General features: G+C 59.9%; 26 protein-coding genes. 12 read left to right on the top strand and 14 right to left on the bottom strand.

What is annotated here, in order from left to right:
- Positions 1-4: 4 nt before the first annotated feature.
- The 6 genes from J7447_RS10105 to ttcA all read left to right on the top strand — a co-directional run bounded on the left by J7447_RS10105 (position 5) and on the right by ttcA (position 6,304).
- A complete protein-coding gene (locus J7447_RS10105; protein ID WP_209169531.1) occupies positions 5-1,558 on the top strand; it encodes a sugar ABC transporter ATP-binding protein in 1,554 nt (517 codons plus the stop codon).
- Positions 1,555-2,538: an ABC transporter permease gene (locus J7447_RS10100; RefSeq protein ID WP_209169530.1), complete on the top strand. Its 984-nt coding sequence runs from the start codon at positions 1,555-1,557 to the stop codon at positions 2,536-2,538. Before J7447_RS10105 ends, J7447_RS10100 begins: the two co-directional genes overlap by 4 nt.
- Complete coding sequence (locus J7447_RS10095; RefSeq protein WP_209169529.1) at positions 2,535-3,551, top strand: ABC transporter permease; 1,017 nt, start codon at positions 2,535-2,537, stop codon at positions 3,549-3,551. Before J7447_RS10100 ends, J7447_RS10095 begins: the two co-directional genes overlap by 4 nt.
- 3 nt (positions 3,552-3,554) lie before the next feature.
- On the top strand, positions 3,555-3,869 hold the full coding sequence (rhaM, locus tag J7447_RS10090) for an L-rhamnose mutarotase (RefSeq protein ID WP_055655087.1): 315 nt from the start codon (positions 3,555-3,557) through the stop codon (positions 3,867-3,869).
- 6 nt (positions 3,870-3,875) lie between these two features.
- Positions 3,876-5,258, top strand: a complete 1,383-nt coding sequence (locus tag J7447_RS10085; protein ID WP_209169528.1) for an FGGY-family carbohydrate kinase — start codon at positions 3,876-3,878, stop codon at positions 5,256-5,258.
- 107 nt (positions 5,259-5,365) lie between these two features.
- Positions 5,366-6,304, top strand: a complete 939-nt coding sequence (ttcA, locus tag J7447_RS10080; RefSeq protein WP_062488367.1) for a tRNA 2-thiocytidine(32) synthetase TtcA — start codon at positions 5,366-5,368, stop codon at positions 6,302-6,304.
- Positions 6,305-6,765: 461 nt separating this feature from the next.
- On the opposite strand, the gene J7447_RS10075 is transcribed toward ttcA, so the two are convergent.
- Positions 6,766-7,644 (bottom strand): LysR substrate-binding domain-containing protein, encoded by an 879-nt coding sequence (locus J7447_RS10075; protein ID WP_209169527.1) that lies wholly within the window; start codon positions 7,642-7,644, stop codon positions 6,766-6,768.
- Positions 7,645-7,758: 114 nt separating this feature from the next.
- Between J7447_RS10075 and J7447_RS10070 the strand changes: the two genes are divergently transcribed.
- Together J7447_RS10070 and J7447_RS10065 are read left to right on the top strand one after the other, a co-directional pair.
- Complete coding sequence (locus tag J7447_RS10070; RefSeq protein ID WP_209169526.1) at positions 7,759-8,754, top strand: NAD(P)-dependent oxidoreductase; 996 nt, start codon at positions 7,759-7,761, stop codon at positions 8,752-8,754.
- Entirely contained in the window at positions 8,751-10,175 is a 1,425-nt protein-coding gene (locus tag J7447_RS10065; protein ID WP_209169525.1) for an aldehyde dehydrogenase family protein, read from the top strand. Before J7447_RS10070 ends, J7447_RS10065 begins: the two co-directional genes overlap by 4 nt.
- Before the next feature lie 93 nt (positions 10,176-10,268).
- Here J7447_RS10065 and J7447_RS10060 read toward each other — a convergent pair whose 3' ends face one another.
- The 4 genes from J7447_RS10060 to J7447_RS10045 all read right to left on the bottom strand — a co-directional run bounded on the left by J7447_RS10060 (position 10,269) and on the right by J7447_RS10045 (position 12,149).
- On the bottom strand, positions 10,269-10,931 hold the full coding sequence (locus tag J7447_RS10060) for a L,D-transpeptidase (protein ID WP_062488371.1): 663 nt from the start codon (positions 10,929-10,931) through the stop codon (positions 10,269-10,271).
- A 7-nt stretch (positions 10,932-10,938) separates the two neighbouring features.
- Complete coding sequence (locus tag J7447_RS10055; protein ID WP_055655078.1) at positions 10,939-11,403, bottom strand: DUF411 domain-containing protein; 465 nt, start codon at positions 11,401-11,403, stop codon at positions 10,939-10,941.
- Complete coding sequence (locus J7447_RS10050; RefSeq protein WP_209169524.1) at positions 11,396-11,677, bottom strand: hypothetical protein; 282 nt, start codon at positions 11,675-11,677, stop codon at positions 11,396-11,398. Before J7447_RS10050 ends, J7447_RS10055 begins: the two co-directional genes overlap by 8 nt.
- Before the next feature lie 118 nt (positions 11,678-11,795).
- The gene (locus J7447_RS10045) at positions 11,796-12,149 is read right to left on the bottom strand and encodes a hypothetical protein (protein WP_209169523.1); all 354 of its coding nucleotides are present in this window, start codon (positions 12,147-12,149) and stop codon (positions 11,796-11,798) included.
- A 205-nt stretch (positions 12,150-12,354) separates the two neighbouring features.
- On the opposite strand from J7447_RS10045, the gene J7447_RS10040 reads away from it, so the two are divergent.
- Positions 12,355-13,935 carry a DUF427 domain-containing protein gene (locus J7447_RS10040; protein ID WP_209169522.1) on the top strand — a complete coding sequence of 527 codons (1,581 nt, stop codon included), beginning with the start codon at positions 12,355-12,357 and terminating at the stop codon, positions 13,933-13,935.
- 157 nt (positions 13,936-14,092) lie between these two features.
- On the opposite strand, the gene J7447_RS10035 is transcribed toward J7447_RS10040, so the two are convergent.
- From J7447_RS10035 to purL, 4 genes are all read right to left on the bottom strand, one after another.
- Entirely contained in the window at positions 14,093-14,374 is a 282-nt protein-coding gene (locus J7447_RS10035) for a hypothetical protein (protein WP_023000868.1), read from the bottom strand.
- Positions 14,375-15,028: 654 nt separating this feature from the next.
- On the bottom strand, positions 15,029-15,364 hold the full coding sequence (grxD, locus tag J7447_RS10030; RefSeq protein WP_023000869.1) for a Grx4 family monothiol glutaredoxin: 336 nt from the start codon (positions 15,362-15,364) through the stop codon (positions 15,029-15,031).
- Positions 15,365-15,453: 89 nt separating this feature from the next.
- Complete coding sequence (locus J7447_RS10025) at positions 15,454-15,687, bottom strand: BolA family transcriptional regulator (RefSeq protein WP_006932469.1); 234 nt, start codon at positions 15,685-15,687, stop codon at positions 15,454-15,456.
- Positions 15,688-15,729: 42 nt separating this feature from the next.
- Positions 15,730-17,928, bottom strand: a complete 2,199-nt coding sequence (gene purL / locus J7447_RS10020; protein WP_209169521.1) for a phosphoribosylformylglycinamidine synthase subunit PurL — start codon at positions 17,926-17,928, stop codon at positions 15,730-15,732.
- Between the two features lie 534 nt (positions 17,929-18,462).
- On the opposite strand from purL, the gene J7447_RS10015 reads away from it, so the two are divergent.
- The gene (locus J7447_RS10015) at positions 18,463-19,440 is read left to right on the top strand and encodes a cyclase family protein (protein ID WP_209169520.1); all 978 of its coding nucleotides are present in this window, start codon (positions 18,463-18,465) and stop codon (positions 19,438-19,440) included.
- Positions 19,441-19,537: 97 nt separating this feature from the next.
- Here J7447_RS10015 and J7447_RS10010 read toward each other — a convergent pair whose 3' ends face one another.
- The 4 genes from J7447_RS10010 to J7447_RS09995 form a co-directional block, all read right to left on the bottom strand.
- Positions 19,538-20,503, bottom strand: coding sequence for a calcium/sodium antiporter (locus tag J7447_RS10010; RefSeq protein WP_209169519.1), 966 nt, complete (start codon positions 20,501-20,503; stop codon positions 19,538-19,540).
- Between the two features lie 126 nt (positions 20,504-20,629).
- Positions 20,630-21,142, bottom strand: coding sequence for a hypothetical protein (locus tag J7447_RS10005; protein WP_168684180.1), 513 nt, complete (start codon positions 21,140-21,142; stop codon positions 20,630-20,632).
- Between the two features lie 106 nt (positions 21,143-21,248).
- Positions 21,249-21,719 (bottom strand): hypothetical protein, encoded by a 471-nt coding sequence (locus J7447_RS10000; RefSeq protein ID WP_209169518.1) that lies wholly within the window; start codon positions 21,717-21,719, stop codon positions 21,249-21,251.
- Between the two features lie 23 nt (positions 21,720-21,742).
- Entirely contained in the window at positions 21,743-23,254 is a 1,512-nt protein-coding gene (locus J7447_RS09995; protein WP_023000876.1) for a PLP-dependent aminotransferase family protein, read from the bottom strand.
- 102 nt (positions 23,255-23,356) lie between these two features.
- Here J7447_RS09995 and J7447_RS09990 point away from each other — a divergent pair, with 102 nt between their 5' ends.
- Positions 23,357-23,596, top strand: coding sequence for a DUF1127 domain-containing protein (locus J7447_RS09990; RefSeq protein WP_208992478.1), 240 nt, complete (start codon positions 23,357-23,359; stop codon positions 23,594-23,596).
- 123 nt (positions 23,597-23,719) lie between these two features.
- On the opposite strand, the gene J7447_RS09985 is transcribed toward J7447_RS09990, so the two are convergent.
- Positions 23,720-24,256 carry a peroxiredoxin-like family protein gene (locus J7447_RS09985; RefSeq protein WP_023000878.1) on the bottom strand — a complete coding sequence of 179 codons (537 nt, stop codon included), beginning with the start codon at positions 24,254-24,256 and terminating at the stop codon, positions 23,720-23,722.
- A 107-nt stretch (positions 24,257-24,363) separates the two neighbouring features.
- Between J7447_RS09985 and J7447_RS09980 the strand changes: the two genes are divergently transcribed.
- On the top strand, positions 24,364-25,164 hold the full coding sequence (locus J7447_RS09980; RefSeq protein WP_209169517.1) for an AraC family transcriptional regulator: 801 nt from the start codon (positions 24,364-24,366) through the stop codon (positions 25,162-25,164).
- Positions 25,165-25,292 lie beyond the last annotated feature (128 nt).

Raw genomic sequence — 25,292 nt, 5'->3', positions numbered from 1 at the left:
GGTCATGCTTGCGAACACGCAGGGCATAGCGGACACGCATCCGCAAACGGAAGACGGCGCGGGGCCGGTACTGACGCTCAGCGGTATCTCCAAATCGTTCCCGGGCGTGAAGGCGCTTTCCGAGGTATCGCTGGAGCTGTTCCCGGGGGAAGTTACTGCCCTGGTAGGCGAAAACGGCGCGGGTAAATCCACCATCGTGAAGATCCTGACCGGCATTTATCAGCCGGATGAGGGCGCAATCGCGATCAATGGCACACCGGTTTCCTTTCCCACCGCCCAGGACGCGGGCCGGGCAGGGATGACGGCGATCCATCAGGAAACCGTCCTTTTCGATGATCTGTCGGTGGCGGAAAACATTTTCATCGGCCATGCGCCGAAAACCCGTTTCGGGCTGATCGACCGCAAGGAAATGCTGCGCAAGGCACAAGCGCTGCTCGACCGGATCGGCGCCAGGATCGATCCGAATGTCACGCTGAAGGATCTCGGTATTGCCAACAAGCACCTGGTGGCGATTGCCCGGGCGCTCTCCATCGACGCCAAGATCGTCATCATGGATGAGCCGACCGCCTCGCTGTCCCACAAGGAAATCGAGGAAACCTACGAGCTGGTGGAACGCCTGAAGGCCGAAGGCAAGGCGATCCTCTTCATCAGCCACAAGTTCGACGAGATCTTCCGCATCGCGGACCGCTACACGGTTTTCCGGGACGGCCAGATGGTCGGCAAAGGCAAGATCGAGGCTGTTTCCGAACAGGAGCTGGTCAAGCTGATGGTCGGCCGGTCGGTCGACCAGGTTTTCCCGAAACGAGCACCGCAACTGGGTGAGGAAGTGCTGAAGGTTGTCGGCTATTGCCACCCGACGGAATTCGAGGACATCGGTTTCACGCTTCGTGCGGGAGAGATCCTTGGGTTTTACGGCCTTGTGGGGGCCGGGCGCAGCGAATTCATGCAGGCGCTGTTCGGGGTGACCAGGCCTTCCAAGGGGGCTATCAGGATCGACGACAGGATTGCCGTCATTCGCGATCCCAACGAGGCTATCCGGCAGGGCATCGTCTATGTGCCGGAGGACCGGGGTAAACAGGGGGCCATCAAAGGTCTGCCCATTTTCCAGAATGTCTCGCTGCCGTCGCTCAAGGAAACCTCGCGCAAGGGGTTCCTGCGGCTTGCGGAGGAATTCAAGCTGGCCCGCGATTACACGCGGCGGCTGGACTTGCGCGCAGCAGCTCTTGACCAGGATATCGGCGAACTGTCCGGCGGCAACCAGCAGAAGGTTGTCATCGCCAAATGGCTTGCGACCAAACCTCGGGTGATCATCCTGGACGAACCCACAAAGGGCATCGACATCGGGTCCAAGGCCGCGGTGCATGAATTCATGGCGGAACTGGCCGCCGAAGGTCTGGCGGTCATCATGGTGTCGTCCGAAATTCCGGAAATTCTCGGCATGTCCGACCGGGTGATTGTCATGCGGGAGGGGCGTATCGCCGCCGAATTTGAAGGCGCTGACCTGTCGCCCGAACATCTGGTGCGGGCGGCTGCCGGCATCACGGAGGTGCGCACATGATCCGCTCGCTGATGAAATCGCGCGAGACCATTCTCGCCGGAGCCATCCTGGTTCTGGTGCTGGCCATCGCCACTCGCTTTCCCGGCTTCGTCGCGCCGTCCAACCTGGCGAATGTCTTCAACGATACGGCTCCGCTGATCATTCTGGCTCTCGGCCAGATGGTGGTGATCCTCACCCGGTGTATCGATCTGTCCGTTGCCGCGAATCTGGCGCTCACCGGCATGGTGGTTGCCATGCTCAACATGGCCATGCCCGGTCTGCCGGTGCCGGTTATCCTGGCCCTGGCGATCTGTCTTGGGGCCTTGATGGGGCTCGCGAACGGACTGCTTGTCTGGAAGCTGGATATTCCGCCCATTGTCGTCACCCTTGGCACGATGACCATCTACCGGGGCATCATCTTCGTCATTTCCGGCGGGGAGTGGATCAACGCCCATGAAATGAGTGACGCCTTCAAGGCCTTCCCGCGCGAGGTCGTGCTTGGCCTGCCGGTTCTGTCGTGGATAGCGATCGCCGTCGTGATCGGGTTCATCGTTCTGGTCGGGCGCACGCCGCTCGGCAGGGCTTTCTTTGCCGTGGGCGGCAATCCGAACGCGGCGGTCTATACGGGCATCAATGTCGGCCTCACCCAATGCGCGGCCTATGTCATTTCCGGCGCGCTTGCCGGTCTCACCGGCTATCTCTGGGTTGCCCGCTACGCCGTTGCCTATGTCGATATCGCCGGCGGTTTCGAACTTGAGGTGGTCGCGGCCTGTGTCATCGGCGGGATCTCGATTGCCGGCGGCATCGGGTCTGTCGGCGGGGCTCTGCTCGGTGCGCTGTTCCTCGGTATCGTCAAGAACGCCCTTCCGGTGATCAATATCTCGCCCTTCTGGCAACTCGCGATTTCCGGCAGCGCGATCATCATCGCCGTAGCCTTCAACGCCACGTCCAACCGGACCAAGGGCCGGGTGATCCTGAAAAAAGCGGAGCACGCAGCATGAGCCTCGCCACCACAGACACCGGCGCGCAGGGGCGTCAGATTCCGGACAGGCTGAAGTCGCCGCTGCAGCGGTTTCTGGTGAGCTGGGAACTGCTGCTACTCGTGGTCGCCGTCGCCGTCTTCACGCTGAACAGCTTTGCCTCGCCTTATTTCCTCGACCCGTGGAACCTCTCCGACGCGACCTTCAATTTCACCGAAAAGGCCATGATCGCCTTTGCAATGGGGCTTCTGATCATTTCCGGCGAGATCGACCTTTCGGTTGCCTCGATCATTGCACTCTCGTCCACGGCCATGGGCTTTGCCGTCCAGATGGGGGCCGATACGCCGGTTCTGGTGATGATCGGCCTCGGCACAGGGCTGTTGTGCGGTGCCTTCAACGGCTTCCTGGTGACCGGCTTCGGCCTGCCGTCCATCGTGGTGACCATCGGCACCATGAGCCTGTTCCGCGGCATTTCCTATATCGTGCTCGGCGACAAGGCCTACACCGGCTATCCGTCCGACTTTGCCTTTTTCGGTCAGGGCTACGTCTGGTGGGTGATCTCTTTCGAGTTCGTCCTGTTCGCTCTGCTGGCCATCGTCTTTGCCGTCATCCTGCACAAGACGAACTTTGGCCGCGCGGTCTATGTCGTCGGCAACAATCCGGTCGGTGCGCTTTTTTCCGGTATTCGCGTGCCGCGAGTCAAATTCGCACTTTTCCTGCTCACGGGGCTTATGTCCGGTGTTGCCGCCATCTGCCTGACCTCGCGTCTCGGGGCGACAAGACCGTCGATTGCCTTCGGCTGGGAGCTTGAGATCGTGACAATGGTGGTGCTGGGCGGCGTCAATATTCTCGGTGGCTCCGGCTCCATTCCGGGCGTGGTGATCGCTGCCTTTGTGATGGGCATGGTCACCTTCGGGTTTGGCCTGCTCAACGTACCGGGCATCGTCATGTCGATCTTCATCGGTCTGCTGCTGATTGCCGTCATTGCCTTGCCGCGCATCGCCCACCGGGTTCTCGCAAAGCGGAAGGCCTGAACCATGGAAAAATATGCCTTCAAGATGAAGCTCAATCCGGGCATGGAAGCGGAATACCGGAAGCGCCATGACGAAATCTGGCCGGAACTGGTGGCCTTGTTGAAAGACGCAGGCATCAGCGACTATTCAATTCATCTGGATCCCGAGACCGACATCCTCTTCGGCGTGCTTTGGCGCCAGGATGGCCACAAGATGGACGATCTGCCGAACCACCCGGTGATGCGGAAATGGTGGGCACATATGGCCGATGTTATGGCGACCAAACCGGACAACGAACCAGTGGCAACACCGCTCACAACCGTCTTTCACATGGATTGAGCGTTGATGGCAGCGATCCGGAATGTGGGCGTCATCGATATCGGCAAGACCAATGCGAAGGTTGCCGTGGTCGATCTGGACCTGCGCAGGGAACTTGGCGTCCTGACGCGGCCCAACTCGGTCCTGCCGGGGCCGCCCTATCCGCATTTCGACCTCAAAGGCCACTGGGATTTCATCTGCGACGCGCTGGCGGAGCTGCACAAGGTCCATGGTATCGATGCCCTGTCGGTGACGACGCATGGTGCCAGCGCCGTGCTTCTGGACGCGGAAGGGAACCTTGCCGCGCCGATGCTGGACTATGAATTCACCGGCCCGGACGACCTGGCAGCCGCCTATGATGCGATCCGGCCGGACTTCGCGGAAACCGGGTCACCCAGGCTCGGCATGGGCCTCAATCTGGGCGCGCAACTCCATTGGCAACTGAAAACGGACCCGGGTCTGCTTGACCGGGTGGCGACCGTTCTGACCTATCCGCAATACTGGACCTACAAGCTCACCGGCGTTCTTTCCAACGAGGTAACTTCACTCGGCTGCCATACCGACCTCTGGTGCCCGTCCGAAAACCGGTTCTCCTCGTTAGTGAACCGCCTCGGTCTGGGGGAGAAGATGGCTCCCGTGCGCAAGGCGGGTGATCGTCTCGGGTCGGTCCTGCCGGAGGTTGTGGCCCGGACCGGATTGCCGAAGGATATTCCGGTCGCCTGCGGCATTCACGATTCCAACGCGTCGCTTTATCCGCATCTGATCCTGCGACAGCCTCCGTTTTCGGTCGTCTCCACCGGCACCTGGGTGATCGTGCTGGCGATAGGAGGCGGCCGGGTGCTCCTCGATCCGTGCCGCGACACGCTAATCAACGTCAACGCTTTCGGTGATCCTGTGCCTTCGGCAAGGTTCATGGGGGGGCGTGAGTTCGACATGATCCTGAAGGGACGTGAAAAGGGCTGTTCGGAAGAACAGATTGATACCGTGCTTTCTCGCGAGATCATGCTTTTTCCCGCTGTCGACCCACGCTCCGGCCCTTTCCAGGGCAGGGAGTATCACTGGAGCGTGGATGAATCGCTCCTGAGCGACGGCGAATGCTTTGCGGCTGTGTCCTTCTATCTGGCGCTGGTGACGGCGGAGTGCCTGGCGATGACCGGTGCAGAAGGTCCAATTGTTGTGGAGGGGCCGTTCGCTCAGAACGGGCTTTACCTTGACATGCTGGAGGCTGCGACCGGGCGGCCGGTTGAAGCATCGGCTGGGTCGCTCACCGGAACCAGTATCGGCGCCGCGTTGCTGGTGGCGGAGGGTGATACGGAAAAACGGCAGCAGACTGGCCCACGCGGACGCGGCGGCGAACGTCTCTCTCGGCTGAAGCAATATGCAGGGAAGTGGCAAGAACAGCTCCAGTGAGCGAACTGCCATCCCCTGATACGCACGGCTTTTCCCTTTTCCCGGCAGCCTTGATCCGCTATGTCAGCGCAAAGACAGCGAACCCAACAAGCCACCGAGCTTCTCAAATGAACGATATTGCCGACAGTACCGACATCGACGTACCCGCGTTGCTTCGCAATGCACCTGCGAGCGTCGAGTTCAAGAAGCTGAGAAAGCGCCTCTTGCGCCAGGCGCGTGAGGCGATTGCCGACTTCGGGATGCTGCCGGAAGGGGCTTCCCAGGAAAAGCGGCCGAAGTGGCTGGTCTGCCTGTCAGGTGGCAAGGACAGTTACACGCTGCTGGCGGTGCTGGTCGAACTGAAATGGCGGGGGCTGCTGCCAGTCGACCTGATCGCCTGCAATCTGGATCAGGCTCAGCCCGGTTTTCCGGCGGACATCCTGCCGAAATTCTTCGAGGACAACGGTATCGAGCACATCATCGTGCGCGAAGACACCTATTCCATTGTCACCGACAAGATCCCCGAGCACCGCACCTATTGTTCGCTGTGTTCGCGCCTGCGCCGCGGAATTCTTTATAGGATCGCACGGGAGCAGGGCTGCGAGGCCATCGTGCTCGGCCATCACCGGGAAGATATTCTGGAGACGTTCTTCATGAACCTTTTCCACGGTGGCCGTCTGGCCTCCATGCCGCCCAAGCTGATCAACGACGAGGGCGATCTTCTGGTGCTCCGCCCGCTTGCCTATTCTGCTGAAAGCGACATCGCACGCTTTGCCAATGGCATGCAGTTCCCGATCATTCCCTGCAATCTCTGTGGCTCGCAGGACGGTCTGCAGCGCGAGGAAGTCAAACGCATGCTGCAGGGCTGGGAAAAGGCAACCCCCGGCCGCCTTGGCGTCATGGCCCGCGCCCTCGGCCACACCCGGCCGTCGCATCTCCTCGACCGCTCGCTCTACGACTTCGTCAACCTGCGCCCTGCCGAGGGCGGGGTAGAGGTGAGCGGCGAAGCCGAAGAGCCCTGTGGCGCAAGCCTGGCGATGACGGCAAAGCTGTTCGCAGCGGAGTGACCTTCTGAGGCGCATCCGCGGTAACAACGGCGTTCAGATAGCCCTATTCCTTATCCCCCACGCTCCCCGTCATTGCCGGACTTAATCCGGCAATCCACTCCGCGGCCTTTCCAAATGGATAGGCGTTGCCGTGTCGTGTTGCATCGGCACGGATGCCATGGTCGAGCCATGGCATGACGAGGGTGTGGCACGGAAAGGGATGATCTCGCAGCTCAACCTGCTCCGTCATTGTCACACGTCCTTGGCTTGTCATCCCGGTTTGTCGCACGAGCGACAAGACCGGGATCCAGTATGCCTTGCGATTGGACTTCTAAAAAGAAATGTATTTCAATATCTTATCGGTTTTTCGCTGGGGTGAGGCCTGTGAGCGCGGAGACGTGCATCTATTGAAAACGATATGAGCCTCTTGCCCACATCCAGCGCGCAGGTGAGCGTTTGACCTGACCGGAATAGCCACCGGCCTATGCTGCAAACAGGTCTCGCAGCCAGGTTTCCACCCGTTGAACCGCCGGTTTTCGCGGAGAGGAATTGTCCCGGTTCAGCAGGTAATGGGTGCGCATGGAAGGCAGCCCCGGGTCCAGAGGGGTCGTCAGCCGTCCGCTTCCCGCCAGCCGGGCTGCAACCTTGCCCAGCAGCAGGGCGACACCGCCGCCGGCAGCCGCCAGTTCAACCGCCGCGAGGGAGGTGTCGACGGTGACGCCCGAGTGTCCGGATGGCTGCGTGAGGGACTGAGCTTCGAAAAAACGTGGCCAGTGATCGTCGAAGCCGAGAATGTGAATGCGTGGAAGATCCATCAGATCCGCCGGTTCCTTCAATCTTTCGGCTAGCGCTGGATGACACACCGGCACGATCTTTTCCGGTCCCAGCGGTTCTGCATGCACACCGGGCCAATTGCCTGTGCCGAGGCGGATCTCGATGTCGGTGCCGGTCTCAAGGGCCGTGTCGGCCCAGATTGCCGACAAGAGCCGGATGTCCAGTTCAGGATGGGTCTTCTGGAACTCCGCCAGGGCAGGGGCGATGATGAGAACAGTTTCGGAAATCGGAGCGCGAATGGTTACGGAGCCGGCCGTTCGGTTGCCGAAGAGCCTGTCCGTGGATACGGCAAGGTCCTGCAAGGCCTTGCGTACCGACGGCAGATAAGCCCGGCCGCTGGCGGTAAGCTCCAGCTTTCGCGTCGTGCGTTCGAAAAGCTGATGGCCGAGCTGGTTTTCCAGTGCGCTGATATGCGTGCTGACAGCGGCCTGGGTGAGGCCGAGTTCCGCGCCCGCTGCGGTGAAGCCGCCCAGCCGGCTGACGGCTTCGAAGCTTCTCAGCCATACGAGATTGGGGAGTGCCGACATTCTCTTCATTCATAAAATTAGTTTGGTAATTGGCTGAATTAATATCATTTCTCTATTTCATAGGCGAGGCGCAAAGTGAAGGCATCAAACCCTGTTTCACGAAAGGCGCTTCTCATGCAGGTCGGTTTCATCGGATTGGGCAATGTCGGCGGCAAACTGGCTGGCAGCCTGCTGCGCAACGGTCTTGAGGTCATGGTGCTGGACCTCAATCCGCTGCTTATGGAAAGCTTTGCGGCCAGGGGAGCCAGACGCGGTGAAAGCCCGAAGGAGCTTGCAGAAAGCTGCGATGTCGTCATCACCTGCCTGCCCAGTCCGGCAGCCTGTGCTGCGGTCGTGGAAGGTCCGGACGGTATTTTGGAAGGTATTGGCCCGGGCAGGATCTGGGCGGAAATGTCGACAACGGATGCCGGCGAAGTGCGCCGTCTGGCAGGGCTTGTTGTCGCCAGAGGGGCGGAGGCGATCGAATGCCCGGTTTCGGGCGGCTGCCACAGGGCTGCTACCGGAAATATCTCGATCTTTGCCGGGTGTCCGCGGGAAACCTTCGAGCGCATGCTGCCGCTCCTGACCGTTCTGGGGCGGCGCGTGCTGCACACCGGCGAGATCGGCTCGGCATCTGTTCTGAAAGTCGTCACCAACTATCTGGCAACGGCCAATCTGGTGTCTTTGGTCGAAGCGCTGACCACCTGCAAGGCAGCCGGAATGGATCTTGGCACGGCTTACGAGGCGATCCGGATTTCCTCAGGTAATTCGTTCGTCCATGAAACGGAGAGCCAGGTGATCCTCAACGGCTCGCGCGACATCTCCTTCACCATGGATCTTGTTGCCAAGGACATCGGCCTGTTCCAGAAAATCGCAGACAATCATCAGGTGCCGCTGGAAATGTCGCCGCTTCTCAACCGGATTTTTGCAGACGGGATCGACCGCTATGGTCCGCGGGAATTGTCGCCCAACATCATCAAACGCCTTGAAGAAGCAACCGGCCTTGATATCCGGGCACCGGGTTTTCCGGATGAGATGGTTGACGAGGAGCCGGAAGAAGCCGGATATGAGGTTATGCCAAGAAGTGGCGACGACATGAAACTGAACAGACGGGAAGCAGCAGGCGGATGATTGAAAAGCGGCAGTTCTATATCGGTGGATCCTGGGTCGATCCGGTCGAGGCAAAAACGCTCGAGGTGATCAACCCGGCAACGGAAAAGCCGGTTGCCGTGATCTCCCTGGGCAGTGCCGCCGATGTGGACAAGGCGGTTGCTGCAGCCAAGGCCGCATTTGCCGATTGGTCTGAGACAAGTGTCGAGGAACGTGCCGCGCTTCTTGAGCGTGTCATCGCGATCTACCATCGCCGGTCGGAGGAAATGGACGAAGCGATCCGGCTTGAAATGGGGGCACCGCGCAGCTTTGCGCGCGGCAGCCAGACGCCTGCCGGATCCGGCCACCTGGAAGCGACGCTGGAAGCTCTGAAGCATCATGTGTTCGAACGTCCCAGCCCGCGTGGCGGCAGCGTGCTGCGGCACGAGCCGATTGGCGTTTGTGGCTTGATCACACCCTGGAACTGGCCGATCAACCAGATTGCGGCAAAGGTCGCGCCGGCGCTTGCCGCTGGTTGCACCATGGTACTGAAGCCAAGTGAAATTGCGCCTCTCTCCGGGCTTCTCTTCGCCGAGATCCTGGATGAGGCCGGCTGCCCGGCTGGTGTTTTCAATCTGGTAAATGGCGATGGACCGGGGGTCGGATCTGCCATGTCCTCGCATCCGGATATCGACATGATGTCCTTTACCGGTTCGACCCGTGCCGGCGTCGCGGTCAGTCAGAATGCTGCACCGACGGTCAAGCGTGTTGCTTTGGAGCTCGGCGGCAAGTCGGCCAACCTGCTCTTTGCGGATGCGGACCTGGAAACGGCCCTGCGCACATCGCTGTCAGGCTGCTTTTCCAACACCGGTCAGTCCTGCGATGCACCGACCCGTCTGCTCGTGGAGCGAAGCGTCTATGACGAGGCTATTGCGCTTGCCGGAAAGATTGCGGCGGAAACCAAGGTCGGGGATCCGGCGGAGGAGGGAGATCACATCGGGCCGGTGATCAGTGACCTGCAATACGAAAAGATCCAGGGTCATATCGAGCGCGGTCTGGCAGACGGTGCCCGCCTTGTTGCCGGAGGTCCGGGCAAACCGAAGGGGTTCGAGACAGGATATTTCGTCCAGCCGACAGTCTTTGCCGATGTTACCAACCAGATGTCGATTGCCCGTAACGAGATCTTCGGGCCCGTGCTGGTGATGATCCCGTTCGCGACGGAAGAGGAGGCTGTTGCGATTGCCAATGATACGCCTTACGGCCTTGCCGCCTATATCCAGACCGGCGATCCGGAACGGGCGAAACGCGTAGCCCGCAAACTGCGCGCAGGCAGCGTCTATATCAACGGCAACAGCCCGGACTGGGATGTGCCGTTCGGCGGTTACAAACAGTCCGGCAATGGCCGCGAATATGGCGAATTCGGCCTGGAAGACTTTCTGGAACTGAAAGCCATTACAGGCTGATACCAGGCAGCGGACGCACCAGCCATTGCTGATGGCTGGAGATGGCGAAGGGACCGGCTGGCCGGCCCCTTTTCCGCAAGCGTGTCTTGAACCTTACAAAACGACGATCTGGGATCCGTCAGCAACCCGGCTGTAAAGATCGATGACGTCCTGGTTGATCAGGCGGACACAGCCACTGGAAACGGCAGAACCGATGGTCCAGTATTCGCCCGTGCCGTGGATGCGGTAGAGCGTATCCTTGTTGCCCTGGAAGATGTAGAGCGCTCTTGCACCCAGCGGGTTTTCGATGCCCGGGGGCATGCCGCCGTTACGCCAGCTCCATTTTTCCAGTTCCGGCTGCCGCTGGATCATCTCTTCCGGCGGTGTCCATTTGGGCCAGGCAGCCTTGCGGGCGATCCGCGCCCGGCCGGACCATTCGAACCCGGCACGACCAAGGCCGACGCCGTAGCGCATCGCCTTGCCGTTTTCCTGGACGAGGTAGAGGTAGTAGTTGCTGGTATCGACGACCAGCGTGCCGACCTTCTCGCTGGTCTGATAATCGACCTGTTTGCGGTAGTAGCGTTCCGGTACCTTCTTCAAATCCGGAGCAGGGATCGGAAACTGCTCTTCCGGCATCGCACGGTACATGGCAAGGACGGACGGATCCTGCCAGGGCGCAAGTGGCTGCTGGGGAGCGGTCGTCATACAGCCGCTGACGGCGAGCCCTGTAAGGCTCGCCGACCCGGCAAGAAATGATCTTCTTGTAAGGTTCGTCATTTGAAGGCTACTGGCCTGTTTCTAGATAAGGGACGGGAGGATCGGCCGGATTCTGGCCGAGGGTGTAAACCGTGTATTGCGCCGTCGGGTCGTCGCCCATGCCGAGCGACCCCTGGGGCATGCCCGGAACCGCGATACCGCGAATGTCCGGACGCTCAGACAGCATTTTTTCAACCGCTTCCAGCGGCACATGTCCTTCGATGATGTATTTCCGGTCACCGCCGGTCACCGCAGTGTGGCAGGCCTGCATGTCATCCGGAATGCCTGCCTGCGCCTTGATGGAGCTCAGGTCTTCCATATCGTGAACGGCGACCTTGTAGCCGGCAGCCTCGACAGCCTCGGTCCACAGCTCGCAACAACCGCACCAGGGTGACTTGTAGACCGTGATTGTGTTGTCTTCCGCAGCCCAGGCGACCGAGGACAAGGCCAGGAACCCACCGGCAAGTGCAAAAGCGAAAGGTCTTCTAGACATGGTCGGCCTCCTTTCGTGCGTGCACATGGCATGGCTTGCCCATGACACGATGCAGAATCACATGCATGGCGACGCAGCCGAACATCGGCACGGCCAGCAGCAACGCTTCACCAGCCGTCAGTCCGGTCGGTGCAGAAACGATCAGCAGACCGGTCACCACCGCCATCAGCAGGCAGCAGCCGAACATGAAGAGATTGTTCCTGTTCAGATTTTTCCGAATTCGAAATACAGGCGCGGCATAGGATGCCTGTGTACCGTTTTCCTGAAGACTCATGATTTTTTCCTGTCTTTCAGGCGAACTGTTCTCATGCCGGTGAATTGTGCCCCGGCAAGATGTCGTTCAACCTTCCAATAGTGTTGGCTAAGCCGGAACTTTGTGTTCCGTTGGATTGTCAGCCTTTAATGGGAGGTTGATCTTCCGCGGACGGCAGAGCGTCCGTCAGGACGGGAGGTGACGTGGTTTCCGGCCCGGTCACCGCGGATTGGAATTGCAGCGCCACAACGGAGAAATGAGACAGGCAATCCGGGCCGCACCCGAAGGGTTTGGTGGTTTTTCCGGTCTGGCTGTCCGGTTGGCAACATTGGGCATGATGCGCGGTAAATTGCACCGTCTTTGCGGCCAGGTCCGTTTCCACCGCCATCGAGCGTTCCAGAGCGCGAATGCTTCTTGGAACATGCGTGTAGGCTGCGGCGGTTGTGACCCCGGCAAAAAAGCAGATCAACAATGTGATCAAGACGTTGCGCATTCAATCTCAGTACCCGACAGGGGTCTCAATTTCCATACCTTGGCTGCTCACAAGCGCGTAATCGCGAATTGAGGTCAAACCGTGGCTTGCCCCGAAGTCTGCCCCGGGTACCACCTATGCGTTTTTTGCAAGTGTCGGCGACTGGGGCGCGCCACACAGGTGTGAGCAGAGGGGGCGCGTGCATGTGCACTGGACAGCTCGCCATGTGTTCCATATCTCTTTTTTCATGACCGTGCACGCGCAGCAAACCTCGAACGACTACGGGATCCTTGTGGAACCGCTTGCCGGCGAAGTGACGGCCTGGCGGGGGGACCAGTTGCTGGCGCGGTCTTCAAAGGCGCGGGTGATGTATGAAACCCGGCTTGCACCTGCGATCTATTTCCCGCGCGACGACGTTCTGGCAGACCTCGAACCGGCTCCGGAGCGCAGAACCTTCTGCCCGTTCAAAGGAACGGCTAGCTACAGCCACGTCCGGGTCGGCAATGAAACGCTGGAGAACGGCGCCTGGAGTTATCTCAATGCATTGCCGGAAGGAAAGGCGGTTGATGGCCTTGTGGCCTTCATGCCGGGTGTGGCGAGCCGGGTCGATTTTCAGGGTGCCCCGATTGATCCGCTGCCTGTCGGGAACATCACAGGGCCGACGGTCGATTGGCTGCTGCGCGAAGCCTGGGCCGCGAAAACGCCGGAAGAACTTACAGCCGCCCTTGGCCGAAAACTGGTGGAGGACGGGATAGCCGTCTGCCGAATCAGCATCCTGATCTGGTCACTGCACCCGATGATTGCCGGCCGTCATTATGTGTGGACGCGCGACGACGATACCGTGCAGAGTTTTGCTCCGTCCTACGAGACACTGGAGAGCCCGGCCTTTCGCCTGAGCCCGCTTCAGCACGTGGCCGACGGTTTGGGAGGCATTCGGCAAAAGATCGATTCGAACCCCGACGAGTTCAATTTCCCGATCATGGAAGACCTGAGGCAGCAGGGCGTTACCGACTATGTCGCCATGCCGCTGCCTTTTTCCGACGGGCGGATCAATGTGATGACTCTCGCTTCGGATCATCCTGCCGGTTTCACCACGGCAAACCTCGGACTGGTGTTCGAATGTTCGGCCCTTATCAGCCGGCTATTCGAAGTATTTGCACTGACCTCCAATGCGACATCCCTTCTGGAAACCTATCTGGGCAAGCGGACAGGCGCGCGGGTTCTGGGCGGTGATATCCGGCGTGGGGACGGCGATGTCATCGACGCGGCGATCCTGTTCTGCGACCTCAGGCATTCCACCAGGCTGGAAACGGAGCTTGGCCGGCAAGCCTATGTCGGTGAACTCAACCGTTTCTTCGAGGTCACGACCGACATCGTCAACGCGCATGAAGGCGAGGTCCTGAAATTTATCGGCGATGCAGTGCTGGCGATTTTCCCTGCGGGCGTCGGCCTGGAAGAGGCCTGCCGGCAAGCAGTTGCCAGTGCCGAGGAGATCGTTCGCCGTCTGAAGGTGCCAGACCCGGACACACAGGGCATCTCCATGCACTGTGCCATCGGCATCGCCTTTGGTGAGGTCACCTACGGCAACGTCGGATCAAGGGAGCGGCTTGATTTCACGGTGATCGGCCATGCAGCCAACATCGCGGCGCGACTTGGGGATTACGGCAAGGTTATCGGGCAGGAGATCGTTGCGACGGCGGAAGTGGCCCTGGAAGCAGGGCTGCCGTCGATCCCGCTCGGATCGGTGGACCTGCACAACGTCGCCGGGCCTGTGGCAGCGCATGCGGTCACGACGCGGGATGGCTGAGCAAGAGACCTGAATTCTTCAAGTCGGCCAGCTTACAAAGACCATTGCCACTCTTGCTTCGGAGATCTTTTCGGGAAGCCGCAACGTTTCAGGGGATGCCTGTCACCATCTGCCAAGTGCTGAGCGAGCGAACGCTCAGCCTGAAGCGCGCTGGAATTCAGCGGACGGTGTGTTCTCCGTCAAATCCGCCCATCGGCTGGTTGCGGACAAGGATTACGAGGCCTTCCTTGCTGGGCTCGGCATCCTTCAGTGCAACACCGCCGTAGTTGGCGCAAAGTTCTTCGGCGCTCTTGGCTTTGGCTGGTGTAAACATGGTGAGCGCCTGGCAGTCGACGCGGCGCAGTTCGCCGTCGGTCTTTACGCCACCAGACATGACGATGCCGGCTCCGACAAGTGCCAGAACGAAAGTGGAGGTGGCAGCAACTGCAATCTTGTTCATTGTCCCCGGTCCCATTTCCCGGCTCCGTTGTTTGATGGAGCCCTGCGATATGGTCGGAGAATGGCGGAACGCACCTGTACTCACCCTGAAATCCGCATTCACCTTGCGTTCAGCTTAGGTGATTCGGCAATTTTTGCCGAGATGGTGCCTGCATTCGACCGCAACCGATTCCGGTTAACATTGGATAAAGTGCAAGTGTAAGTGGTTTTGACGGGGTGGGAAGGCTGATTTGTGTCATTCCGGACAAGTGCAGCGAAACTGCGCGCCGATCCGGAAACCAGATGTCATCGTGAGCAAAGCGAACTCTTTATTTCAATGGAAGGCCGCGCCTCGGGCGCGAAATATGTCTGGATTCCGGATCGGCGTTCGGCGTTGCCTCACTTGTCCGGAATGACGGGAAGGTGAGGCGCAACTCAACACGCCAAAAAGCGCATCTTGAACCGTCGCCCGACTCGTTCCCTCACCATCGTCATCCCGGACAAGCGAAGCGCGAGCCGGGATCGGAGAGCCACCTGCGGTCAGGGATCCCGGTCGTTTCATGCCGCAGCCCGGCGCTCCATTTCCGGATTATCACCAGTGCAGGAACCCTCTGAGACACGAAAAAGGGGCGGTCAAACCGCCCCTTGAAAGCCTCGATCTGAACCTGCAGCCGGCTCAGGCGGTCTGCTGAGTGGTCTCGATGCCTTTTTCGGTGAGAAGGCCCTGCAGTTCCTGGTTCTGGAACATTTCGCGGATGATGTCACAGCCGCCGACGAATTCACCCTTCACGTAAAGCTGCGGAATGGTCGGCCAGTTGGTGAATTCCTTGATGCCCTGGCGCAGATCGTCGTCTTCCAGAACGTTGATGCCTTTGTAAGGAGCGCCAACATAGTCAAGGATCTGTACGACCTGACCGGAAAAACCGCACTGCGGGAAATTCGGCGTGCCTTTCATGAAAAGCACCACGTCGTTGGTGTCGACTTCGTTCTTGATCCAGTCCTGGATGCTCATGGGTCCGTCCTTTGTCTCTTTGCCGCCTATCTGGCGAGATCCGGCGGCAGATTCAAGTGCTCGCGCTGCCTGCGCGGCAATGTGTCAACTCAATCCGGTGCCTTGGTCTGAAGGGCGAGGGCGTGCAAAGCGCCGCCCATGTTGCCTTTCAGTGCCTCGTAAACCAGCTGATGCTGCTGCACGCGACTTTTGCCCCGGAAGGATTCCGAGACAACATTCGCTGCATAGTGATCGCCGTCTCCAGCCAAATCCCGGATCTCGACCTGAGCATCGGGCAAAGCCGCCTTGATCAGGGTCTCGATCTCATTTGCGTTCATCGGCATCGTGCGTCCGTCCTGTTGTTAAGTTCCTGAAGGTCAAACGGCTTATGCCGTTGCCATGTAATTCGGGAACCAATCTTCGTGCGCTTTTTTCAAGTTTGCAACGGATATGGTGAGAATGCCCTCAACAGTCAAATCCGTGCCACCGGTGGTGCCGATTTGTTGAACGTCGATACCGCCGTCCAGAATGTCTTCCAGAACGGCTTCCACCTTGTCCTGGGAAACGGTGACGACGTAGCGTCCCTGGTCTTCACCGAAGAGCGCGGCATGGGCCGGCCCATCGATCTTGACCGTTGCGCCGATGCCGCTGGACATCGCCATCTCGGCGAGAGCGACACCCAGGCCGCCGGAAGAAATATCGTGTACAGCCGTCAGACGAGCCGCGCCGATGAGCTGGCGAACCAGCGTGCCGCGGCGCTTTTCTGCCGCCAGGTCGACCGGCGGCGGAGCGCCTTCCTCGCGACCCAGAATATCTGCGAGATACTGGGATGCGCCCAGATGGGTGCCCTTGCCACCGATGAGCAGGATTGCGTCACCTTCGTTTACGAAGGCCGCACCTGCGCGCACCGTGACGTCCGGAAGCAGTCCGACACCGCCAATGGCCGGGGTCGGCAGGATCGCTTCGCCATGGGTCTCGTTATAGAGCGACACGTTGCCGGAGACGATAGGGAACTCGAGTTCCCGGCAGGCTTCGCCAATGCCTTTGATGCAGCCGACGAACTGGCCCATGATTTCAGGCTTTTCCGGGTTGCCGAAATTCAGGTTGTCGGTTGCTGCCAGCGGTTCGGATCCGACGGCGGTCAGGTTGCGCCACACTTCGGCAACGGCCTGCTTGCCACCTTCAAACGGGTCCGCCTCGCAATAGCGCGGTGTCACGTCAACAGAGAAGGACAGGCCCTTGCGGGTGCCTTCCACGCGGATGACACCGGCATCACCGCCCGGCGTCGCGGCCGAATTGCCCTGGATCAGCGTGTCGTATTGTTCATAGACCCAGCGGCGGGACGAGCCGTTGGCGTTGCCGACCAAGGTCTTGAGCGCTTCGGCATAGTCCGCCGGTTCCTCGATTTCGGACGCGGACAGAACGGGGCGCTTTTTCGGCTCGACCCAGGGACGGTCATATTCGGGAGCTTCGTCACCGAGTTCCTTGATCGGCAGATTGGCGACGACTTCGCCCTGGTGCTTGACGATGAAGCGCAGCGTGTCGGTGGTCTTGCCGACGATGGCGAAGTCGAGACCCCATTTCTTGAAGATGGCTTCGGCTTCGTGTTCCTTTTCCGGACGCAGAACCATGAGCATGCGCTCCTGGCTTTCCGAAAGCATCATTTCGTAGGCGCTCATCTGTTCTTCGCGCACCGGAACCTTGTCGAGGTCCAGCTCGATGCCGAGGTCGCCGCTGGCGCCCATCTCGACGGCAGAACAGGTAAGACCGGCCGCACCCATGTCCTGGATGGCGATGACCGCGCCGGTTTCCATGAGCTCAAGGCAGGCTTCCAGCAGGCATTTTTCGGTGAAGGGATCGCCAACCTGAACGGTGGGGCGCTTTTCTTCGATCGTATCGTCGAATTCCGCCGAAGCCATGGTCGCGCCACCGACACCGTCACGGCCGGTCTTGGCGCCGAGATAGACGACCGGCAAGCCGACGCCTTCGGCCTTGGCCAGGAAGATCGCATCCGATTTTGCAAGACCTGCCGCAAAGGCGTTGACCAGGCAATTGCCGTTGTAGCGGGCATGGAACTCGACTTCGCCGCCGACTGTGGGAACGCCGAAGGAATTGCCGTAGCCGCCAACACCGGAAACGACGCCGGAGACGAGGTGACGGGTACGCGGATGATCGGGTTCGCCGAAGCGCAGGGCATTCATGGCCGCAACCGGTCGCGCGCCCATGGTGAAGACGTCACGCAGGATGCCGCCGACACCGGTCGCAGCGCCCTGATAAGGCTCGATGTAGGACGGGTGGTTGTGGCTCTCCATCTTGAAGACCACGGCCTGGCCATCGCCGATATCGACCACACCCGCGTTTTCACCCGGGCCCTGAAGCACGCGCGGACCTTCGGTCGGCAGGGTCTTCAGCCATTTCTTGGAGGATTTGTACGAGCAGTGCTCGTTCCACATGGCTGAAAAGATGCCCAGCTCGGTGAAGGTCGGCTCGCGGCCGATCAGTTCCAGGATGCGCTCATATTCATCCGGCTTCAGACCGTGGGAAGCAATCAGGTCGGGCGTGATCTTGATGTCGTTCGGGATCATGACGTTTCACTGTTTTTGGCCAGTGTTTCTGGCCAATGGGTGGGGCCGCGACGGCACGGGCAGACGATGATGCCGCCGTTTAGCAGATTGTCCCCCAATTTGGGAGCCTTGCGGTGCAAAGAAATTCGACAAATTTGATCGCGGGCGATGCGATTGGCCTTGCAGACGTTCTTCCACCTGACAGCGCAGTGCATTCCAACCGGCGCAAGTTCGAATTCAAGCCCGGTATCAAGGCAAAATACGGTTCGTAAAAGTCTCACCGGCAAAGCGGAGATGGCTGCAATGCGGGTGTTTCAGTGCATTTGGATGCGGTCTTGACAGATTTGGACGATTGTCCTAATTCGATTTTAGGGCAATTGTCCTAATCGTGCCGGGCGCGTTTGAATGTGCCTGTTCTGAAAACCGAAAACCCTGTCAGGCAATCCGTCCTGCTGAAACGTGGAGGAGCAATCCTCCGCGAACGGAATCGCCTTGCCGGTCGTTCCTGCATGCACGGGGTTTTGAGAGGAAGGAATTCCACTGGTGAAAGACTTGATGAGTCAGACCCGAAACCTTTTTGCCGCTACGCTCATGGCCGCGACCCTTGCCGGTTCACCGGTTTTCGCGGCAGGCGATCAGGTGGGTGAAAGTCCATGGGGACCGGAAGACGAGATCGGCACGCTGAACATGATGAGCGATGCCTCTCGGTTGGAGATCTTGCAGCGCATCGATGCCGGCAGGATTTATGATCTCGGTGTGGATCTCTTTGTCGGCATGCCAGATTGTTGCAGTGCCGCCTTTGGAGATCCGACCTACCAGATGATGATGCTTCATACGCCGGCGCGCGGGGATGGCAGCACGGAGCTCCTTTCGCATTCCAGCGAAGCGATTTCGATGAATACCCACACGGGAACCCATATCGACACGCTCAGCCACTTCGGGCTTCACGGGAAAATCTGGAACAACGTTAGCGCCGACGAGGCGCAGGGCGCGCGCGGGTGGGCGAAATCGGGTGCGGACAAGTATCCACCCATCATTGCGCGCGGCGTGCTGATCGATGTTGCGAGGGCCAAGGGTGTGGATGTGCTGCCGGCGTCCTACGCCGTTACGGTGGATGATCTGAAAACCGCGCTGGATGCGCAGGGAACCAGCTTGCAGGAAGGTGATGTGGTGCTCATCCGTACCGGCCAGATGCAGCATTGGCCGGACAGGTCTAAATTGGCGCTGTTCAGCCAGTCAGGGCTTGGCCTTGATGCCGCAAGGTGGCTGGCCGAGGAGCAAAAGGCGATGGTGCTGGGCGCGGATAACCTGGGTCTGGAAAGTTTCCCGTCCACCAACCCGGACAATTTCGCACCTGTTCACTCCTATCTGCTGGCGCAGAAGGGTGTCTCGTTTATCGAGCTCCTGTGGCTGGAAGACCTGGCAAAAGACGGGGTGCATGAATTTGCCTTCATTACCTCGCCGCTGAAACTGCGTGGCGCCACCGGCTCGCCGATCCGCCCGATTGCGGTCCCCATCAGAAGCAGTCGTTGAAGTTGTCCTTCTGGCCGGTGGAGCAAAAGCCTCCACCGGCTTGGGCAGGCAGGAGAAGCTCTTCCTTTTGCAGTAGGCCTGGCTTTTTTGAGGAGGTTCACCCGAGGGCGTTGTGGAGGACGTAACCTGTATAGCCGGCATAGGCCAAGAGCATGATGGCGCCCTCGCGCCGACAGATACGGCCGCCCGTCATGGCAAAGACCAGAAGGATCACTGTAGCCCCCAACAAGACCCAGATGTCGAAGCTCATGATTTCCTGCGGGACCTGGAGGGGGGTGATAACCGCGGTAATGCCCAGAATGCCCAGGATATTGAAGAGGTTGGAGCCAAGGATGTTGCCAAGAGCAATATCTGTCTGACGCTTGAGAGCTGCGATCACCGAGGTGACCAGCTCAGGCAGGGACGTGCCGACCGCGACGATGGTGACGCCGATAACCGCGTCGCTGATGCCCGCAGCCTGCGCAAGGCTGGTTGCCCCGGACACCAGAAAGTGCGCTCCGCCCAGGATCATTACCAGTCCGCCAATTGCCATTGCCAGATTGAGTAGCAGGTTCAGCTGTCCGGCTTTGGGAGCGACCAGCTGGACTTCCCCCCTGTGCAGCTCCGCCGAAGGCGTATGCGTGCCTTTTTCCATCCGGTAGGTGACAACAAGATAGACCGCCAGTGCGAGTATCAGGACCAGGCCTGCTTCACGTCCAATCAAGCCGGACAATGCGAGGCCCGTGAAAGCGAGAGCTGCCAGAGCGTTGGCCGGACCGTCGCGCAGCAACGCTTTGGGGTCGACCAGCAGCGGAGAGATGACGGCCGTCAGCCCCAGAATGAGCAGGATATTGGCGATGTTCGAGCCGGCGACATTGCCGACAGCCAGGCCGGCAGACCCGTTGAGTGCCGCCAGCACGCTCGTCATCAGTTCCGGTGTCGACGTGCCGAAGCCCACAAGGACCAGGCCGATCAGAAGTTCGGAGATGCCGAAGCGCTTTGCAAGGCCGACGGAACCGCGCACAAGCACGTCACCACCGGCCACGAGGAGAACCAGGCCGAGCGCAATTTCAAAGACAGTCATTTTGGAGATCCCGAGGACACGTCGCTGGCAGATGGTGTGCCGGGTTGCACCGCACAATGGCTTTTGAGGTGCCGCGCACACTTTTTTCGCGCGATAGCAAAAGGACTTCTCGAGGCGGCTATCGGTCTAGCCCTTTGGCACCGGCCGGATATCCGGATTGACGTGATACCCGGGGCCGATGGTAAGCGGTTTTGCCGGCATCGCCTTCGGCGCGACACTGGATTTGAGACCCTTTTCGTGGCGCTCTATTTCCTCGCCCGTTTTTGCGTCGATGACATGAAGAACTGCCGCATAGGTGCGTTCGGCTTCAACGTCGCTGAGGGACGGTGTTTCGAAGCTGTAGTTGCGCTTGGCGTGGGAAACGGCCTTTTCGACCTCGATCTTGCCACCTTGCGGGCTTTCAAACTCGGCAATGAGCCGGGTGCCAAGGGGCAGGGGTTTCACGAGGCCAACCGTTATGCCCGCCCGAATGTCGGCGATGCGGTAGTTGTAGATGAAGCCACCGCCGGTGATTTCGGCGAAGCTGGCGCTTTCCAGGATGGACTGATTGTAGCGGTAGACGGTTCCGAAGACGGCAATGCAATAGACAGCCGCTGCCACGCCGGCCAGTTTCACCCACAAAGGCACAGACCCTGTCATCACAACCTCCCGGTAGTCAGTTCACATTGTCAGCAGCGCCGGTGCAGGACAAGGAAAACGTGTGTCTGGTATCAAGCGGTGCGAGGCAGGCAAACCGGCGGTTTGCTTACCTGCGGAGAGCGTTGCCGTTGCCATTGCGCCTCAGGCAGTCCTCGATCGCCTCGACGAACTCCGCACCGTAAAAGGACACCCGTCTTTCATTGCCGTTTCCCGTCACAGGAACTGAAAGCGTCAGCGTCGGTGCAAACCAGAGATCGCGGCGATATGCGTCCGAGACTGCGGTCCAGGGGATGAGTATCGGCTTGTGGCCGATCCTGAAGACAAAGATCGGGTACATGTGGAGCCCTGCATCGGACAGGGTCACATCCACGCTGTTGCGGTAGTTGCCGAAGAGACCGAAGCGGATGGTGCGCCAGGTCCAGGTGCGGCCTTCCGGCTTCTGGCTGGCCGGGTAGGCTTTTGCCAGTCCCGCCCAGCCGCCTGTATGGGCAATGACAAAGACGATCACGGACCAGAACAGGGCGAAGACGACTGCGAAGGCTGGCAGGATCAAGAAGAGCAAGCTGGTTTCAGACATGTTTCTCCGCCTTCAAAGGGTCGCTATTCGAAACTGTCGTAGCAGGCGCCGCTGTCCTCCAGCAAATTTTGCAGGATCAGCAGACCCTTCGCGGTTTCCTGCCGGGTCATCGGGTTGGTGATGCCGATACGAACGCGGTGATAGACCTTGCCGGATCGGCCGGTCTTGAACTCGTCTTCATCGTCAATCAGCACATTGGCGGCAGCGGCCGCCGCCTTGAAAGTGCCGGAGAGCCAGGGTTCGGGAAGCTTCAGCCAGAGAAACGGCGCGTCGGCGGCGGCAAACATGTCGTAGGCGCCGAGATATTTCTGTACCAGTTCGAAACGGGCGGAGACTTCCGCGAGGATTTTCTGGCGGAATTCGTCGGCAGCGCCGGACAGAACCAGCCGGGATGACAGTTCCGACAGGAGAAAGGATATGCCGCCGGTCAGCATCTTGTGGGCGGTGTAGATCCGCTGTGCATGAGACAGCGGGCTGGAAACCCAGCCACCGCGCACGCCTGCCGTCACGGACTTGGACAGCGAGCCGACATGAAAGGTACGCTCCGGTGCCAGTGCGGCAAGCGGGGGCGGCGAGGTTTCGCGCAAGGAACCGTAGACCTCGTCCTCGATGATCCAGAGATTGTACTGGCGGGCGATGGTTACAATGTCCGCACGACGCTGTTCACCCATCATGCCGAGGGTCGGATTATGCATGGTCGGCATCACGAACAGCAGCTTCGGGTGTTTCTGTGCGCAGACCCTCGCGAGATCTTCAGGCAGGGGACCTTCGTCGTCCCGCGCGATCTGCACCGGCCTGCGGCCGGAGAGAGCCGCGCCACGGGCGATCGAGCTGTAGGTCAGTTCCTCGAAGGCGACCTGATCGCCAGGTGCTGTCGTTGCCGCGATGATTGCCATGATTGCTGCCTGGGCGCCCGTCGTCGGCACGATGCTGCCTTCCGGCGGCTGCCAGCCGGCACGGGACAGCCAGATCCGCCCGGCCTGGCGCCAGCTTTCCGGCACGGAGCGGGTATAGCTGGCAATTTCGTAAGGGGCATCACGGGTGATGTCTGCCGTCAGCCTTCCGATGACGCCGGCCTGGCCGATCTCGGGAGCGGATGTGCTGTCGAAGCGGATTGCCTCCGGCGAAGGCACCATGACCCTGGTGCCGCCAAAGGCGACATCCTTAGGCATGTGCATCGCGCCCTGGGTCCACGAAGAGGCGGACATGTCATGCGCGGCGGAGCCGTTGGTCTGCTGTGTCGGCCGGTCAAGGTTCGGTTTGGTGTCTTCTTCGAGTGACGGTTCATAGGTGCTGCCGAGCACGAATGTGCCGCGCCCGACTTCGCCGCTGACGAGGCCGCGCTGACGGATCAGGGCGTAGGCGCGTCCTATGGTGCCGACAGTGACACCCAGATCATACGCAAGGTCGCGCTGCGGCGGCAGTTTGGAACCGGCACCAAGCGCGCCAGTGGCAATGTCCTCGGCGATGCGGTCTGCCAGCCGGATGTAGAGGGGCCCTTGGCCCTCGGGAATCTCTGGGTGCCAATTTGTCATGGTGACAATTTAATATATTGCATCCCGAATGGAGTCAATTCATATGATTGTAGCGCAACAATGCGCCCAATTGATGCAATTGTCACCCTGGAGATGTCTCAAATGAGTTCAATCGAAACAATATCCGGGCGCCCGATATCGCGGCTCCGGATTCCCGGCGGTTTTACCAAAACGGCTTTCAGCTATCTGAAGGATTGGTTTGTCAGGCGCCGGACCCGCCTGGAACTTCTGGAATTGTCAGACGCGGCCCTTGAGGACCTCGGGCTGACCCGGGAAGCTGCGCTTGCCGAGGCAATGCGCCCCTTCTGGGATACCGAAAGCCGGCGCAAGGGCCGGTATTGATGCGGAGATCTTTGGCGATCCCACCAAACAAGGACCTGCTACCCCTGGCGAGTCTTTGTTGATGCCGGACACGATGCAGCCCGTGTCCGGCATCCTTGTTTTCAATTCCGTATCAAGGTGCCGTCAGACTGCACCGGTATATTCGCCGCGTGCCGGATAGTCGTTCTTCTGAACGAAATCGAGTGCACCGACCATTTCCTGGAAGTGCGGACGCACGAAAGGCATGGTCTGGACGGAGGCGAAATAGAGCGTGCCGTCCGGTCTGACAAGAAAGACACCCGGCTCGGAAAACAGCGCAGGCTCCTCGATGCCGATCGAGGTGGTGCCGCGGCTGGTTGAAACATAAAGTCCCCATTCCCTCGCAACACTCAGCGGCAGGCCGTAGCCAAAGCGCAGATCCGCGTGGCCGACCTTTTCCGCCATCTTTTCCGCACGGTCCTTGTCGTCCGACGAAATAGCGATCGTCTTGACGCCCTTGGCCGCGAAGTCGGCGGTCAGACGGCCGAGTTCCTTAAGGTAAGTGGCGCAGATCGGACAATGAAGGCCGCGGTAGAACACTACCAGCGTTGCAAAGTCGGCGTTATCCTTGGACAGATCAAAGGTGCCGGAGCTCAGGGTTTCGACCGTGAGGCCGGGTACCGGTTGGCGTGGAACGAGCATGTTTTCCTCATTTGGCTAGGCAAGGCTTCACTTTTCCCTGCGGATGGCTGTAAGGTAGTGAACGCAAGCGCTATAAACATTCAAAAAATATGCTCAGGAGTACGGAAATGTCGGTCCCATATCGCACGTCCTTTAATGGAAGGCTGGACCGGCTGTCTTCGCTCATCGACCGGCTCCGCGTTCAGGTTGACATTTCACTGGCAGCGGACGGGAGTGAAAGCGATGCCAACCTGAGGGTCTATGACAGTCCTGAGAGAGGGCTGAGACTGGTTTTCTGCCCGGAGCGGGACGGATCTGCCGTGCTTGCCGGCATGGAAGCTGCCCCCGATGAAACGTCGCTTGTCGCCGCCCGGATCTCGATATCAGGTGTCGGCAGGCAGCTGGTCAGTGCCTTGCCGGACTGCATTTCCGTGCCCATGTCGGAAGATCCATATCTCACCGCTGTCGTGACGCCGCTGATCGAGGAGGCGACAATGCCCAGGTGCGGCGGGCAGGCTGCCTTCCAGCGTTTGTGCGAAGTGGTGGTGATCCGCCTGCTGCGCCATGCCATGGAAGAGGGCAAGGCCGATACCGGTCTCCTGAACGGTCTTGCAAACCCGCGGATCGCAGCCGCCCTGGTGGCAATCCACGAAGTGCCCGGAGAACAATGGACGCTGGAAAAACTGGCCGAGACCGCCGGCATGTCACGCACCCAGTTCGCGGTAACGTTCAAGGAACTCGTCGGGACAACACCCATGGGTTATCTCTCGAACTGGCGGTTGGATATTGCCCGCTCGGAGCTGGAAACCGGCAGGCAGGTCAAGGCCGTCGCGAGCCTCTGCGGCTTCGCAAGTCCGGCGGCCTTTTCCAGGGCCTTCTCCCGCCGGTTCGGCTATTCCCCCAAACAAAAGCGCAGCCAGGCGGCCTGAACCGTCTGTTCGCTGAACCTCACTAGCCCCCGTTTTTGTCATCCCGGTTTGGTGCGCAGCGCCAAGACCGGGATCCAGTAGTCGTGGGAGCCGGCAGGATAATGCGATGTGACCGAGGCAGCCGGTTA

The organism is Labrenzia sp. R5_0 (assembly GCF_017743835.1).
GTDB classification, from domain to species: Bacteria; Pseudomonadota; Alphaproteobacteria; order Rhizobiales; family Stappiaceae; genus Roseibium; species Roseibium algicola.
Note: the sequence above shows the minus strand (reverse complement) of the source record. Positions and strands in the feature narration are given on the sequence as shown.

Bases quoted from the DNA above. Each gene is read 5' to 3' on its own strand.
- J7447_RS10105 (WP_209169531.1), top strand. From the start codon at position 5: ATGCTTGCGAACACGCAGGGCATAGCGGACACGCATCCGCAAACGGAA.
- J7447_RS10100 (WP_209169530.1), top strand. From the start codon at position 1,555: ATGATCCGCTCGCTGATGAAATCGCGCGAGACCATTCTCGCCGGAGCC.
- J7447_RS10095 (WP_209169529.1), top strand. From the start codon at position 2,535: ATGAGCCTCGCCACCACAGACACCGGCGCGCAGGGGCGTCAGATTCCG.
- rhaM (WP_055655087.1), top strand. From the start codon at position 3,555: ATGGAAAAATATGCCTTCAAGATGAAGCTCAATCCGGGCATGGAAGCG.
- J7447_RS10085 (WP_209169528.1), top strand. From the start codon at position 3,876: ATGGCAGCGATCCGGAATGTGGGCGTCATCGATATCGGCAAGACCAAT.
- ttcA (WP_062488367.1), top strand. From the start codon at position 5,366: ATGAACGATATTGCCGACAGTACCGACATCGACGTACCCGCGTTGCTT.
- J7447_RS10075 (WP_209169527.1), bottom strand. From the start codon at position 7,644: ATGTCGGCACTCCCCAATCTCGTATGGCTGAGAAGCTTCGAAGCCGTC.
- J7447_RS10070 (WP_209169526.1), top strand. From the start codon at position 7,759: ATGCAGGTCGGTTTCATCGGATTGGGCAATGTCGGCGGCAAACTGGCT.
- J7447_RS10065 (WP_209169525.1), top strand. From the start codon at position 8,751: ATGATTGAAAAGCGGCAGTTCTATATCGGTGGATCCTGGGTCGATCCG.
- J7447_RS10060 (WP_062488371.1), bottom strand. From the start codon at position 10,931: ATGACGAACCTTACAAGAAGATCATTTCTTGCCGGGTCGGCGAGCCTT.
- J7447_RS10055 (WP_055655078.1), bottom strand. From the start codon at position 11,403: ATGTCTAGAAGACCTTTCGCTTTTGCACTTGCCGGTGGGTTCCTGGCC.
- J7447_RS10050 (WP_209169524.1), bottom strand. From the start codon at position 11,677: ATGAGTCTTCAGGAAAACGGTACACAGGCATCCTATGCCGCGCCTGTA.
- J7447_RS10045 (WP_209169523.1), bottom strand. From the start codon at position 12,149: ATGCGCAACGTCTTGATCACATTGTTGATCTGCTTTTTTGCCGGGGTC.
- J7447_RS10035 (WP_023000868.1), bottom strand. From the start codon at position 14,374: ATGAACAAGATTGCAGTTGCTGCCACCTCCACTTTCGTTCTGGCACTT.
- grxD (WP_023000869.1), bottom strand. From the start codon at position 15,364: ATGAGCATCCAGGACTGGATCAAGAACGAAGTCGACACCAACGACGTG.
- J7447_RS10025 (WP_006932469.1), bottom strand. From the start codon at position 15,687: ATGCCGATGAACGCAAATGAGATCGAGACCCTGATCAAGGCGGCTTTG.
- purL (WP_209169521.1), bottom strand. From the start codon at position 17,928: ATGATCCCGAACGACATCAAGATCACGCCCGACCTGATTGCTTCCCAC.
- J7447_RS10015 (WP_209169520.1), top strand. From the start codon at position 18,463: ATGAGTCAGACCCGAAACCTTTTTGCCGCTACGCTCATGGCCGCGACC.
- J7447_RS10010 (WP_209169519.1), bottom strand. From the start codon at position 20,503: ATGACTGTCTTTGAAATTGCGCTCGGCCTGGTTCTCCTCGTGGCCGGT.
- J7447_RS10005 (WP_168684180.1), bottom strand. From the start codon at position 21,142: ATGACAGGGTCTGTGCCTTTGTGGGTGAAACTGGCCGGCGTGGCAGCG.
- J7447_RS10000 (WP_209169518.1), bottom strand. From the start codon at position 21,719: ATGTCTGAAACCAGCTTGCTCTTCTTGATCCTGCCAGCCTTCGCAGTC.
- J7447_RS09995 (WP_023000876.1), bottom strand. From the start codon at position 23,254: ATGACAAATTGGCACCCAGAGATTCCCGAGGGCCAAGGGCCCCTCTAC.
- J7447_RS09990 (WP_208992478.1), top strand. From the start codon at position 23,357: ATGAGTTCAATCGAAACAATATCCGGGCGCCCGATATCGCGGCTCCGG.
- J7447_RS09985 (WP_023000878.1), bottom strand. From the start codon at position 24,256: ATGCTCGTTCCACGCCAACCGGTACCCGGCCTCACGGTCGAAACCCTG.
- J7447_RS09980 (WP_209169517.1), top strand. From the start codon at position 24,364: ATGTCGGTCCCATATCGCACGTCCTTTAATGGAAGGCTGGACCGGCTG.